The following is a 13,769-nucleotide window of genomic DNA, read 5'->3' as shown; positions in this document are numbered from 1 at the left end:
CGATAAAAGGGCCGGATCGTTCGAACGATCCGGCCCTTTCGCTTGCGACCCTTGCGGGATTCCGTTCGCGGCGGATCAGTCTGGCTGCGCCTGCGCGCCCACCGTGGCCAGCGACAGCGGCTTGACCGGCGCCTGCCCGCGCAGCCTTCCGACATCCTTGAGCGGGCAGCCCCGCGAACCGGCAAGGATCTCGGCGGCGGCGTGGCCGCAGTAGCGCCCCTGGCAGCGCCCCATGCCGACGCGCGACAGCGCCTTGGCCCGATTGAGCTCCGGCGCGCCTTTCTCCTGCGAAACCGCGCGCAGGGTGCCCGCCGTGATCTCCTCGCAGCGACAGACCACGACATCGTCCTCCACCGCGCGCGCCAGATGCGCCGGCCAAGGGAACGCCTGCGCCAGTCCCTGCCGGAACCGTTCCATGCGGCCCAGCACCTTGCGAAGGCGCGCCCGTTCCGCCGCCGTATCCTGCAATCCGCAATCGGCCAGGACGGCAAGCGCCGCCAGCCGCCCGGCCGCCTCCGCGGCATCCGCGCCGAGAACACGCGCGCCGTCCCCCGCGATCACGACGTCCGGTCGCGAACTGCGACCATCGGCATCGGTCCAGGGCTTCCACTGGGCGATGGTCTCGTCGAAGACGAATTCGCACTCGGCAAGGTCGGCAAGCTGGGTTTCGCTGCGCAAATGGTAGCCCAGGCCCACCGCGTCGCATGACAGCGCCTCTTCGCCTCCCCGCACCTTGCGGTAGCGCACGCCCGCCACGCCCTCGTCGCCCTCGATCGCCACGGGCTCCACCCCGTTCTCGATGCGGACCCCGGCCAGTTGCAGGCGCAGGCGCATCGCCGCGCCGCGCAGCGCGAGGGCCGGTCTGGCAAGCAGCCTGGGGAAGGCAGCGCGCTGGGCGGCAGCGGGAGAGGTATCGAGCACGGCCACGGGTTTCGCACCGGCTTTCATGTACTGATACGCCACGAGGTAAAGCAGCGGACCGGTTCCCATGAACACCGGCCGCGCACCGATCGCGCAGCCCTGCGCCTTGAGCGCGATCTGGGCGCCGCCGAGGCTGAAACAGCCCGGCAGGGTCCAGCCGCGCATCGGGATGAGGCGGTCGGTGGCCCCGGTCGCAAGGATCAGCGCATCGAACTCCAGCGCCTCGGCCACGCCGCCGTGCATCACGTGAAGCGTATTCTCGCGCAGCGCCCATGCCAGCGTTTCGGGCCTATAATCCACCCGGCCTGCCAGCGCATCGAAATCGCGGTGGACCGCGCGCGCCTTGTCCGCCTCCGGCCCGTAGAGCGTCTCGTAGCTGCGGGTGAAGCCGGGAGGCTGGCGGCGGTAGATCTGACCGCCGGCCATGCTGCCTTCGTCGATCACGGTGGGCCGCACCCCGGCGGCCAGCAAGGTCTGTGCGGCGCGGACACCGGCGGGGCCGGCCCCGATGACGATTACGCGAGGTTGGGCCATTGTTCTTCCCCGACTGGCGACGTGCGCACCCTGATACCTTCCTCCACCGGGGTGGAGCACGGCCTGATCCGTCCGCCGTCCTCGGTCCACATCCAGCAGTCCTGACAGGCGCCCATCAGGCAGAAACCCGCACGGCGACTTGCCGAGAACTCCGAGGTTCGCAGCACCGGGCAGGACGCCAGCACCGCCACCATGAGGGTGTCCCCCTCCAGCGCCTCGATCTGATCGCCGTCGACGAAAAGCGACACCTTACGGCGGCCTGTTTCGGCCAGCCGCACCAGCCTGCCCGCGCTCACAGGTACTTCAGCCACCAGATGTCCCGGCGGCGCTTCTTGAGGTTCGAAAACCAGCGCGTGGGGAAGTAGAGCGGCACGATCAGCCCGACATACCAGACCCATACCCACGCAAGACTGTCGACGCCGAAGTACTTGCCCTGGGTCGCCCCCCAGATGGCGAAAGCGATCACATAGAGCGCTTTCAGCACGTAGAGGTGCAGCAGATAGAAGAACATCGGCGCCCCGCCCATGACCGAGAGCCACTGCGACAGGCGGCCGCCGTCGATCTTCTCGAACCCGGCCAGCAGCACCAGTCCCAGCCCGCAATTGAACAGGAGGTAGAACAGCGAGGGCGGATACTTGGTCAGCGCCATGAAGCTCATCGCGGTTCGCAGGGCATCGCCCTCAACCACGAACCGGGGGGCGTCGCCATATATGTTCAGGCCCCGCATCACGAAGAAGGCCGCCAGCATCGCGGAGCCCGTCAGCACAAGCCGCCGGCGCCGCAACCCTGCGGGAACCTCGTTCGCGAACCACGGCCCCATGCAATAGCCCAGCGCGATCAGGCCGATCCACGGCAGCACCGGATATGTGGTCTTGAAAGTGATCCCGGCGAATTCCCAGGCCTGACGCTCATGAAGCATGGCCCAGGGGGCGAAAAGCGCGCTGCCCGGCGCGGCATGGAGCCCGTCCAGCAGATTGTGCCCGCAGACGATGACGAACCCGATGGCGAAGATCGCCTTGCGCGGCAGGTGCAGCATCGCCGCCAGCGCGATCATGGCCACCCCGATCGCCCAGATCACCTGGAACCAGATCGTCTGCGGGGGATAGACCCCGGTCCACGCGAAATTGATGAACGTCAGCTCCAGCAACATGAGGAACAGCCCCCGCTCGACCAGGAACCGCGAGACTTGCGCCGCGCTGTGCGTGCGTCCGTAGAGAAAGGCGGAAAGCCCGGTCAGCCCCACGAAGACCGGCGCGCAGATGGTGCTCAGGTAGCGGGTGAGGAACAGCGCCGGCATCACCGCTCGCGCATCCATGGGATCGGACACCTGCATGTGCAGGAACCATGTCTCGCGCACATGGTCGAGCAGCATGATGACCATGACCAGCCCGCGCAGGGCATCGATGCTGGTCAGCCGCCTGCTGGCGGGCTTCGCTATGGGTGCCGGCGAGCGCAAGGGCTCACTGCGAGCAATGGTAGCCATGATCCTGAAGCTCCTTTTGGAGCATTGGACAGGAGTAGAGACCCATGCAGACTCCGTTTTTCCCTCGCGCGGAGGATTTTGTGATAAATTTCCGGCAACCCATGGAACAAAGTGCCGCGCCTTCCAATCCCCTGTCTTCGCGGCGCGGCGTCCGATCGCGCGCATTTCCGGCGCAACGGCGCGCACGGGCAGGCACCCGCGCATCTAGCCGATAGAGACAGGCGGCAGCCGGGCGGACAAGCGGCGGCAGACTGTGCCGTGAGATGGGACGGAAAGTTCCCGATCCGTCCAATTGGCGGCGCACAAACGAAGGCACCTGTCGATCGATGCGTGATGCTCTAGGAGGTGAAGTCGGCTCTCTGCCCTCTTCCCTCCGCAGCACGAGAGAGAGACGAACACGCCCATGGCCCATTTCTGCTCCAGTCGCGTCGAAATGCCGGTCCGCCAGGAAGCGGGACCATGCAGCGGCGCGCCGGGAGCATGGCGTTGAGCGCCAGCCCCCTGTCGAGGCGCGCCGCGATCGCTGGCGGTCTGGCCGGTGCCGGGCTGCTGGCCCTGGGCCGGACGCAGGACGTGCTGGCCGTGCCCCGGCGCGGCGGCAGCATCCGCATCGCCACCCAGTCCAGCTCCACCTCGGACACGCTCGATCCGGCGAAGGCCGCGCTCGCCACCGACTATGTCCGGCTCGGCATGGTCTATGAAGGCCTGACCTGCCCCGATGCCGCGCTCAATCCCGTCCCCATGCTGGCGGAGAGCCTCGAAAGCGCCGACCGCCGCATCTGGACGATCCGGCTGCGCCGGGGCGTGACCTTCCACGACGGCGGCGACTTCACGGCCGCCGATGTCGTCTGGTCGCTGCTGCGCCACAAGGAAGCCGCCGTGGGATCGAAACTCGCCAGCATCGCCGCGCAGTTCGCCTCGGTACGGGCGAGCGACCGCCACGAAGTCACGCTGGAACTGACGGATGCCAATGCCGATTTGCCCGCAATCCTGTCGCAGCCGCAGTTCGCCATCGTCCGCAAGGGCGAGAAGCACCCGCGCGGGAACGGCACCGGCCCGTTCCGGATCACCCATTTCCAGCCCGGCGTGCGAACCGTGGTCGAACGGAACCGCAACTTCCGGGTGCCGGGGCGCCCCTATCTCGACCGCATCGAACTGATCGCCATTCCCGACGAGGTCAGCCGCGTGAACGCGCTGCTTGCCGGGGACTGCCAGATGATCAACGCGGTGAATCCGCGCTCCATTCGCCGTATCGAGCAGAGCGGCAGCCATGCGGTCATGGCGACACCCTCCGGGCTCTACACCGACCTCATCATGCGCGCCGACGGGATGCCAACGGGCAACCCGCACTTCGTTCAGGCCGTGAAGCATCTCGTGGACCGGCCGCTCGTCAAGCGGGCGCTGTTTCGCGGCCATGCCACGATCGCCAACGACCAGCCGATCCCCCCCTTCCACCCGTACTACAACCCGAACGTGCCGCAGACCGTGCTCGATCTCGACCGCGCCCGCTGGCACATCGCCCGGGCCGGACTGACTGGCGTGCGCATCCCGATCTACTGCTCGCCCGCCGCAGAGGGTTCGGTGGACATGGCCTCGATCCTCCAGGAATACGGCGCACGAGCCGGACTGGAACTGGCGGTGAACCGCGTACCGGCCGACGGCTACTGGTCCACGCACTGGATGCGCCACCCGCTCACCTTCGGGAACGTGAACCCGCGGCCCACGCCCGACCTGCTGTTCAGCCTGTTCTACAAGTCCAGCGCGGACTGGAACGAGAGCGGATGGCGGAACGAGCGCTTCGACCGCCTCCTGAAGGAAGCCCGGTCCCAGCCCGACCAGGCCTTGCGCAAGGAACTCTACGGCGAGATGCAGCAGATCGTGCACGACCGGGGCGGCACCGCGATCCCGGTATTTATCAGCCTGATCGACGGTTACGACAAGCGCATCCGCGGCCTGAAGCCGATCCCCATCGGCGGCTTCATGGGCTACCAGTTCTCCCAGCACATCTGGCTGGAAAGCTGATGACGGCCCAATCCGCCTCCGGCTTCGCAACGGCGGACGCGCCCAGCATCCTGCTGCGCCTTGTTGCGCGCCGGACGGCTTCCGCGCTGCTCACGCTTCTGCTCGTGTCGATCGTGGTGTTCACCATCAGCGGGCTGCTGCCGGGCGACGCCGCGCAGGAAACCCTCGGCCAGAGCGCCACGCCCGAGCAGGTCGCTGCGCTCCGCCACGAGATGGGCCTCGATCGGCCCGCGCCCACCCGCTATGCGGAATGGCTTGGCGGAATGCTGAAGGCCGATCCCGGCCAATCGCTCGTCGCGAACATGCCCGTGCGCGACATCATAGCCGAGCGCCTGCCGAACTCGCTCATGCTGGCGGGCTTCACCGCGATCATTGCCGTGCCCCTTGCCCTTGCCATCGGAATCGCCGCCGCCGTCGATCGCGGCGGGAGGCTGGACAGGGCGCTGAGCATCGCCACCCTGTCGATGGTGGCGGTGCCGGAGTTTCTCGTGGCGACGCTGGGCGTGCTGGTGTTCTCCGTCAAACTGCTGTGGCTTCCCTCGATCGCGCTGGTTTCCGACGACGCCGACACGATGGACACCATCCGCTCCTGCGCGCTCCCGGTGATGACGCTCACTTTCGTCGTCGTCGCGCAAATGGCCCGGATGACGCGCGCCGCAATGATCGACCAGCTCGATGCGGGCTATGTCGAGATGGCGCAGCTCAAGGGCGTGCCGTTCCGCCGCATCGTGCTGTGGCACGTCATGCCCAACGCCATCGGGCCGATCGCCAACGCCGCGGCCCTTTCGCTGTCCTACCTGCTGGGCGGCGCGATCATCGTCGAGACCATCTTCAATTTCCCCGGTCTCGCCAGCCTGATGGTCAATGCCGTGACCAGCCGCGACATGCCGCTGCTGCAAAGCTGCGCGATGATCTTCTGCGGCGCCTATCTGCTGCTGGTCCTCGTTGCCGATCTCGTCGCCATTCTCAGCAATCCGAGGCAGCGCGCCTGATGAAGACCCCGTTCCCCTCCCGCTTGCCGTCCCTTGCCCGTGCGCTGCCCCTGTCGGGCAGGATCGGCCTGTTCCTGGTGTGCTTCTGGCTTGTCGTCGCCCTGGCCGGACCACTGATCGCGCCCTATTCGGTGGGCGGCTTTGTCGATTACGATGTGTTCGGGCCGATGTCCGCAAGGTTCTGGCTGGGCAGCGATTACCTCGGCAGGGACGTGCTCAGCCGCCTGCTGTGGGGCGCGCGCTATACCGTGTTCCTCGGGCTTGGCGCGGCGCTTGTCGCCAGCGCGACCGGCACTGCGCTGGCCCTGTTCGCTGCCGTCCGGCGCGGCTGGGTGGACGAAGCGATCTCTCGCACGATGGACACGCTGATCTCGATCCCGTCCAAGGTCTTTGCCCTTGTCATGGTGGCTGCGTTCGGTTCCTCGCTGGGGCTCCTGCTGCTCATCGCCGCGATCACCTACGTCCCCGGCAACTTCCGCATCGCCCGTGCCATCGCACTCGACCTCGCGGCGATGGACTATGTCACTTTCGCCCGCGCGCAGGGAGAATCGCCGGTTCACATCGCCCTGCGGGAGATCCTGCCGAACATGATCCACCCCCTGCTTGCGGACCTCGGCCTGCGGTTCGTCTTCATTGTCCTGCTGCTGTCGGGTCTGAGCTTCCTCGGGCTCGGCGTGCAGCCGCCCCATGCCGATCTCGGCTCGCTCGTGCGCGAGAACATCTCGGGCATCACCGAAGGCGCGCCCGCGATCATCGCGCCCGCCATCGCCATCGCTACCCTGACGGTAGGCGCAAATCTGCTGATCGACGCGCTCAAGTCCAGTCGCGGCGGCAAGGGGAAACCGGCATGATCCCGGCCCACCCCGCGCCCCCTGCCCGGACCCAGGGCGCACGCGGCCATGTCGTGGTCGAGGGACTGCGGATCGTCGCCGGGCCGCCGGGCAACGAGCACGCCATCGTCAATGATGTGAGCTTCTCGGTGGCGCCCGGCCGCACACTTGCGCTGATTGGGGAATCCGGTTCGGGCAAGTCCACCATCGCGCTGGCACTGGCGGGCTTCGCGCGGCCGGGCGCGCGGATCGCGGGAGGAATCGTCAGCCTTGCGGGCGACCGGATCGACCTGATGGACGACAGGGCCCTGCGCGCCGTGCGGGGGCGCCGCGTGGCCTATGTCGCGCAAAGCGCCGCCGCCGCGTTCAATCCCTCGCGCACGATCATGGCCCAGGTGATCGAGCCGCTGCTGGTCCACCGCCTTGCTCCTCGCGCAGAAGCGATCCTGCGGGCGCAGCGGATTTTCGCCAGCCTTTCGCTGCCCGATCCCGAAACCATCGGGCAGCGCTATCCGCACCAGCTTTCGGGCGGACAGCTGCAGCGCCTGATGGCGGCGATGGCGCTCATCACCGGCCCCGAACTCCTGATCTTCGACGAACCGACCACCGCGCTCGATGTCACCACGCAAGTCGAGGTGCTCAAGGCCTTCAAGGCCGCCATCGCCCAGAGCGGCGCGACCGCGATCTATGTCTGCCACGACCTGCCCGTCGTTGCCCAGATGGCCGACGACGTGCTCGTCCTGCAACATGGCCGCACGAAGGAGGCCGGCAGTCTTGCCGCCGTGTTCGGGACCCCGGGCGATCCCTATACCCGCGCCTTGCTCGCCGCCGCCGACCACGGCCACTGTCCGCCCGCAAACGCATCGGCAGGCGGCCAACCTTCCCGGCCCTCCCCCGCGCAAGGCAGGCCGCTGCTGCGGGTCGAGGGCCTCGCCGCCGGATATGGCCGGGTTCGGAACGGGCGGCCGGAAGTGCCGATCCTGGAGGACATCTCGCTCGAATGCCGACGCGGCGAAACCGTGGGCGTGATCGGCGAATCCGGCTCGGGAAAATCGACACTGGCGAAAGTGGTCGCCGGTCTCGTACCCCGGGCAAGCGGCACCGTGCGGATCGACGACACGCCATTGCCCGCGGGTCTTGGCGAACGCAGCCGCGAACACTTCCGCCGGGTGCAGCTTGTGTTCCAGCACGCCGAGACCGCGCTCAATCCCGCCAAGACGGTCGGCGCGATCCTTGCCAGGCCGCTGGCGCTTCACCACGGCATTCACGGCCGGGCCGCGGACAGGCGGGTCGCCGAACTTCTCGACCTGATCCAGCTCCCGGCCGAGACCGCCACCCGCAATGTCAGGGCGCTGTCGGGCGGGCAGAAGCAGCGCGTCAACCTCGCGCGGGCACTGGCGGCGGAGCCCGACCTGCTGATCTGCGACGAAGTGACATCGGCGCTCGATACCATCGTCGGTCAGGCGATCCTCGAACTGATCGACGGGCTGCGCCGGGAACTCGGCATCGCGGTCATGTTCATCAGCCACGACATCTCTACCGTGCGTGCGTTCTGCGACCGCATCCTGGTGCTCTATGGCGGCCGCGCCGTGGAAACGGCCTCCGGAAGCGCTTTCGCGCGCGGGCCGCACCACCCCTATACCGACCTCCTGCTCAGCTCTGTCCCGCGCATGGAGCCGGGCTGGCTGGACGCCGGCGCCATGCGAGCAAGAGGAGCGGGTTTCCCGTCCGATCTCGCGATCTGCCGGTTCGAACCGCGCTGCGGCGTGACCATCCGGGGCCGCTGCAACTGCGAGCCGCCTCCGCTGCGCAGGCAGGGCGAACAGGCATGGCTGTGCCACCACCCCGCCGAAGTGCTGGCGGCGGAATAATCTGCCGTTGAGCGCGCAACAGCGGCACCCGATGCCACGGGCCCGCGCCTAATCGCGGCGCGAGGCAAGATCAGAAGGCCGGCCACGGCCCCCGAAAACCAGAGGGAACGAGCAATGGCGACTGTAGAAGAAACGATTCTGATCCGCGAAATGACCCCCGACGACGTCAACGGCACCGTCGAACTTTCCTACGAACAGGAATGGCCGCATCGGCACGAGGACTGGGAAATCTACCTCGCTCTTGGCGAAGGGCTGGTAGCCGAAAGCGAAGGCCGGATCGTCGGCACCACGATGGCCTGGCGCTATGCCCCGACGTTCGCCACCCTGGGGATGGTGATCGTCGCCAACGAATTTCAGGGCCGGGGACTGGGTCGCCGGATGATGGAGGCCATGCTGGGCCGCCTTGCCGGCTGCACGGTCCTGCTCAACGCCACCGAGGCAGGTGCGCCGCTCTATCGCAAGTTCGGATTCGAACCCCTGGGCCGCATTCATCAACATCAGGGCACGGCACGCATGGTGCCGCTGGCGCAGCTGCGCCCCGGCGAACGCGTGCGGCCGCTGGGCGGCGCCGATTCCGACCTTGCGCATCTTTACGACCGCGCCACCGGCATGGGCCGCGGGAAGCTGTTCGAAAGCCTTGGCCGCAGCGGCAGCGCCGTGGTGCTGGCGCAGGACCACGTTCCGGTGGGCTTCGCCAACATGCGCCGGTTCGGACGCGGCTGGTCGGTCGGCCCGATCGTCGCCCCCGACCTTGCCGGCGCGAAGGCCCTCGCCAGCCACTGGATCGGCGCTTACGCGGGCTCGTTCTGCCGGCTGGACGTGCCCGCCGACAGCGGCTTCTCCGAATGGCTCGAAGAGATCGGCCTGCCCAAGGTGGGCGAAGTCCACACCATGGTGCGCGGCACCGCGCCGGTCTTCGACGAACGATGCCGCCTTTTCGGGCTCGTTTCGCAGGCGCTCGGTTGATGGCCACGCTGGATGCCACCGGGCTCCCCCGGCTTGACGACCCCACGCTGTTTCGCGAAGCCGCGCTGATCGGCGGCGAGTGGTTGCCTTGCGGATCGGCGGCGGTCAGCGTCGAGGATCCCGCCACCGGCCGCACGATCGGCTCGGTGCCGGACTGCGGCACAAGCGAAACCGAAGCCGCCATTGCCGCCGCCGGCGCCGCCTGGCCGGGCTGGCGCGCAAGGACCGCGCATGAACGCGCCCGCCTGCTCGAAAGCTGGCACGCGCTTGTCCTTGCGCGCACCGAAGACCTTGCGCGCATCATGACAGCCGAGCAGGGCAAGCCGCTGGCCGAGGCGCGCGGCGAAATCGCCTATGCCGCCAGCTTCATCAAGTGGTTCGCCGAAGAGGGACGCCGGGTGGGAGGACGCAATGTCGCCAGCCCGGAGGCCGACCGCCGCGTCCTCGTCTTCGCGGAGCCTGTCGGCGTCAGCGCCGCGATCACGCCGTGGAACTTTCCGGCGGCGATGATAACGCGCAAATGCGCGCCTGCCCTGGCTGCCGGATGCCCGGTGGTCATCAAGCCTTCCGATCTCACCCCCTTCACCGCGCTCGCCCTTGCCGACCTTGCACTGCGGGCGGGCATTCCGGCAGGCGTCATCAATGTCGTCACCGGCCGCCCCGACGCCATTGGCGACGCGATCTGTTCCAGCCCGGCGGTCCGCAAGCTGTCCTTCACCGGCTCCACCCGCGTCGGTGCCATGCTGATGCGGCAGTGCGCGGGCACGCTGAAGCGGCTGAGCTTCGAACTGGGCGGCAACGCCCCGCTGGTGGTGTTCGAGGATGCCGACCTCGACCTCGCCGTGCGGGCAACCATGGTCAGCAAGTTCCGCAATTCCGGCCAGACCTGCGTCTGCGCGAACCGCATCCTCGTCCACGATGCCGTCCACGACGCGTTCGCGCGCCGCCTGGAAGCCGCCGTATCGGCGCTGCACTGCGGACCGGGCTTCGATGGCGCCTCCACCACCGGTCCGCTCATCAATGCCGCAGCGGCCGAGAAGGTCGAAAGTCACCTCGCCGATGCGCTGGCGCGAGGCGGGCGGATCTCGGCGCGGGGATCGGGCCGGGAGGGCGGCAATTTCGTGCGGCCGGTGGTCGTGACCGGGGCGGAACCCGGCATGAAGCTGGCCTGCGAGGAAACGTTCGGCCCGATCGCCCCGCTGTTCCGTTTCGCTTCCGAGGACGAGGCGATGAACCTTGCCAACGACACGCCTTACGGACTGGCCAGCTATTTCTTCACACGCGATCTTGCCCGCGCGTTTCGCGTCGCGGAACGGCTTGAAGCCGGCATGATCGGGCTCAACACCGGCAGCATTGCCATGGAAATGGCGCCGTTCGGCGGCATCAAGCAGTCCGGGCTCGGCCGCGAAGGCGGACAGGCCGGGATCGAGGAATATCTGGAGACCAAGGCCTTCCACATCGGCGGCCTCGATTTCTGACCCTCCCGGCGGCCATCGCCGCCTTTTTTCGTTGTTCCGACACGTTTGAGAAAGGTCCAGCCCGTGAACGCCGCCCGGAAATACTCGATTGCCGTCATCCCCGGTGACGGCATCGGCAAGGAGGTCATGCCGGAAGGCGTGCGCGTGCTCGAAGCCGCGGCAAGCCGCTTCGGTTTCGAACTCGATCTCCAGTGGCACGACTTCGCGTCCTGCGATTACTATCTTCGCCACGGAGAGATGATGCCCGCGGACTGGAAGGCGCGCATCGGCCGGGTCGACGCGCTGTTCTTCGGCGCGGTAGGCTGGCCCGACACCGTTCCCGACCATGTCTCGCTCTGGGGATCGCTGCTCCAGTTCCGCCGCGAATACGACCAGTACGTCAATTTGCGTCCTGTCCGGCTCATGCCCGGCGTTCCCTGCCCGCTCGCCGGCCGCAAGCCGGGCGACATCGATTTCTGGGTCGTGCGCGAAAATACCGAGGGGGAGTACAGTTCGGTCGGCGGGCACATGTTCGCGGGCACCGACCGCGAGGTGGTGATCCAGGAAACCGTGATGACCCGCTTCGGCGTTGACCGCGTGCTGCGCTATGCCTTCGACCTCGCCAGCCGCCGTGAACGCCGGCACCTGACCAGCGCCACCAAATCCAACGGGATCGCCATCACCATGCCGTTCTGGGACGGCCGGGTGGAAGCGATCGCCCGCGAATTCGCGGATGTCACGCATGACAAGTATCACATCGACATCCTGACCGCGCAGTTCGTGCTCAATCCGCAGCGCTTCGACGTGGTCGTCGCCTCCAATCTCTTCGGGGATATCCTGAGCGATCTCGGCCCCGCCTGCACCGGAACCATCGGCGTTGCCCCTTCGGGCAATATCAATCCCGAGGGCACGCACCCCTCTCTCTTCGAGCCGGTCCACGGCTCAGCGCCCGATATCGCCGGCAAGGGGATCGCCAATCCGGTCGGCCAGATCTGGTCCGCCGCGATGATGCTCGAACATCTCGGCGAAGCCGAAGCGGCAGCAACGGTCATGACCGCGATCGAGGCCGTACTCGTCTCGCCCCGCGGAAGGACAGGCGATCTGGGCGGCAGCGCCGATACGCTTTCCTGCGGCAAGGCGATCGCCGAATCCCTCTAGGAACGGGTGCGGCATAATATGCCGCGCCCCCTGCCCAAATTGGCGATCCTGCTGCCGGATCGCTCCCGTTTCGGCGCAACCGGCCGAACCGACGGCATAATCTGTCCCCCATGACAGATCTTCAGACTTCCCCAATCGCCCGCAGCCACAACCAGGGATTGCTGGAACTGGACCGCCGGCACCTGATCCATCCGGTCACATCGTTCCGGGGCCATGAACGCCACGGCGCCCGCATCCTGCAATCGGGCGAGGGCATGTGGCTTACCGATGTCGACGGGCGGCGGGTGCTAGACGCGTTCGCCGGTCTGTGGTGCGTCAATGTGGGCTACGGGCAGGAGAGCATCGTCGAGGTCGCCGCCGAACAGATGCGGCGGCTGCCTTACGCCACCGGCTACTTCCACTTCGGCAACGAGCCCGCGATCCGCCTGGCCCACGAACTGACCCGGCTCGCCCCGGAGGGACTTGGCCACGTCTACTTCACGCTGGGCGGTTCGGACGCGGTGGACAGCGCGATCCGCTATATCGTCCACTACTTCAATGCCATCGGCAAACCGCAGAAGAAGCATTTCATCGCCCTCGAATGGGGCTACCACGGCTCCAGTTCGAACGGTGCGGGGCTGACCGCGCTGGCCAACTTCCATCGCGGGTTCGATCTGCCCCGCCCCTGGCAGCACCACATTGCATCGCCCTATCCCTACCGCCACCCGGAGGGACATGACGACGCGGCGGTGATCGCCTCCAGCGTGGCCGCGCTCAAGGCAAAGGTCGCCGAACTCGGGGCGGACAACGTGGCGGCATTCTGCTGCGAGCCGATCCAGGGTTCGGGCGGCGTCATCGTGCCGCCCAGGGGCTGGCTCAAGGCCCTGCGGCAGGCTTGCGACGAACTGGGCATCCTGATGCTGGTGGACGAGGTCATCACGGGCTTCGGGCGCACCGGCCCGATGTTCGCCTGCGAGGCGGAAGACGTCTCGCCCGATTTCATGACCCTCGCCAAGGGCCTCACCTCGGGCTACGCGCCGATGGGCGCCGTGCTCATGGCGGATCACATCTATGAAACCATCGCCGACGCCGCGCCCGAAAGCCTGCCGATCGGGCACGGCTTCACTTACTCCGGCCATCCGGTAAGCGCCGCGATCGCGCTGGAAGTGCTGCGGCTGTACCAGGAGGGCGGACTGCTCGAGAACGGCGAACGCACGGGCATTCGTTTCGCGCAGCATCTCGAACGCATGCGCGAACATCCGCTGGTGGGCGATACGCGCGGACGCGGCCTGCTGGGCGCCATCGAACTGGTCAGCGACAAGGGCTCCAAGGCCGGGTTCGACACTGCGCTCGACATCGGCGGGCGGCTCTCCGCGCTTACCTGGGAAAAGGGCGTGATCGTGCGCTGCTTCGGAAATGCGGTGATAGGTTTCGCGCCCGCCCTGAGCTGCACGTCGAGCGAGATGGACATGATATTCGATCGCGTGGAAGGTGCTCTCGACGCGCTGCTGGAGATGCCCGACATCCGTGCCGCGACGGGTTGCTGACAAGGAAAA

11 protein-coding genes are annotated in these 13,769 nt (G+C 67.5%); 8 read left to right on the top strand and 3 right to left on the bottom strand.

The window, feature by feature from the left end; genetic code table 11:
* Positions 1–75 precede the first annotated feature (75 nt).
* The 3 genes from ACLIMP_RS16905 to ACLIMP_RS16895 are packed head-to-tail and all read right to left on the bottom strand — an operon-like array spanning position 76 to position 2,938.
* The gene (locus tag ACLIMP_RS16905) at positions 76–1,455 is read right to left on the bottom strand and encodes an FAD/NAD(P)-dependent oxidoreductase (protein ID WP_324699905.1); all 1,380 of its coding nucleotides are present in this window, start codon (positions 1,453–1,455) and stop codon (positions 76–78) included.
* A complete protein-coding gene (locus tag ACLIMP_RS16900; RefSeq protein WP_324699906.1) occupies positions 1,437–1,766 on the bottom strand; it encodes a (2Fe-2S)-binding protein in 330 nt (109 codons plus the stop codon). Before ACLIMP_RS16900 ends, ACLIMP_RS16905 begins: the two co-directional genes overlap by 19 nt.
* Positions 1,748–2,938: an acetyltransferase domain-containing protein gene (locus tag ACLIMP_RS16895; RefSeq protein WP_443478601.1), complete on the bottom strand. Its 1,191-nt coding sequence runs from the start codon at positions 2,936–2,938 to the stop codon at positions 1,748–1,750. The genes ACLIMP_RS16900 and ACLIMP_RS16895 overlap by 19 nt, the downstream gene beginning before the upstream one ends.
* A gap of 459 nt (positions 2,939–3,397) precedes the next feature.
* Between ACLIMP_RS16895 and ACLIMP_RS16890 the strand changes: the two genes are divergently transcribed.
* The 8 genes from ACLIMP_RS16890 to ACLIMP_RS16855 all read left to right on the top strand — a co-directional run bounded on the left by ACLIMP_RS16890 (position 3,398) and on the right by ACLIMP_RS16855 (position 13,760).
* Positions 3,398–4,960 (top strand): ABC transporter substrate-binding protein, encoded by a 1,563-nt coding sequence (locus ACLIMP_RS16890; RefSeq protein ID WP_324699908.1) that lies wholly within the window; start codon positions 3,398–3,400, stop codon positions 4,958–4,960.
* Positions 4,960–5,952 (top strand): ABC transporter permease, encoded by a 993-nt coding sequence (locus ACLIMP_RS16885; protein ID WP_324699909.1) that lies wholly within the window; start codon positions 4,960–4,962, stop codon positions 5,950–5,952. The genes ACLIMP_RS16890 and ACLIMP_RS16885 overlap by 1 nt, the downstream gene beginning before the upstream one ends.
* On the top strand, positions 5,952–6,803 hold the full coding sequence (locus ACLIMP_RS16880; protein WP_324699910.1) for an ABC transporter permease: 852 nt from the start codon (positions 5,952–5,954) through the stop codon (positions 6,801–6,803). The genes ACLIMP_RS16885 and ACLIMP_RS16880 overlap by 1 nt, the downstream gene beginning before the upstream one ends.
* A complete protein-coding gene (locus ACLIMP_RS16875) occupies positions 6,800–8,653 on the top strand; it encodes an ABC transporter ATP-binding protein (RefSeq protein WP_324699911.1) in 1,854 nt (617 codons plus the stop codon). The genes ACLIMP_RS16880 and ACLIMP_RS16875 overlap by 4 nt, the downstream gene beginning before the upstream one ends.
* Positions 8,654–8,767: 114 nt before the next feature.
* Positions 8,768–9,619 carry a GNAT family N-acetyltransferase gene (locus tag ACLIMP_RS16870; RefSeq protein WP_324699913.1) on the top strand — a complete coding sequence of 284 codons (852 nt, stop codon included), beginning with the start codon at positions 8,768–8,770 and terminating at the stop codon, positions 9,617–9,619.
* Positions 9,619–11,097: an NAD-dependent succinate-semialdehyde dehydrogenase gene (locus ACLIMP_RS16865; protein ID WP_324699914.1), complete on the top strand. Its 1,479-nt coding sequence runs from the start codon at positions 9,619–9,621 to the stop codon at positions 11,095–11,097. The genes ACLIMP_RS16870 and ACLIMP_RS16865 overlap by 1 nt, the downstream gene beginning before the upstream one ends.
* Before the next feature lie 63 nt (positions 11,098–11,160).
* Positions 11,161–12,234 carry a tartrate dehydrogenase gene (locus ACLIMP_RS16860; RefSeq protein ID WP_443478600.1) on the top strand — a complete coding sequence of 358 codons (1,074 nt, stop codon included), beginning with the start codon at positions 11,161–11,163 and terminating at the stop codon, positions 12,232–12,234.
* 110 nt (positions 12,235–12,344) lie between these two features.
* Positions 12,345–13,760 (top strand): aminotransferase class III-fold pyridoxal phosphate-dependent enzyme, encoded by a 1,416-nt coding sequence (locus ACLIMP_RS16855; RefSeq protein WP_443478599.1) that lies wholly within the window; start codon positions 12,345–12,347, stop codon positions 13,758–13,760.
* The last annotated feature ends 9 nt before the right edge of the window (positions 13,761–13,769 follow it).

It is taken from the genome of Novosphingobium aeonii (assembly GCF_052279045.1).
Lineage (GTDB): Bacteria > Pseudomonadota > Alphaproteobacteria > Sphingomonadales > Sphingomonadaceae > Novosphingobium.
The sequence above is the reverse complement of the archived record's forward strand: the minus strand, read 5'-3'. Positions and strand labels throughout refer to the sequence as shown.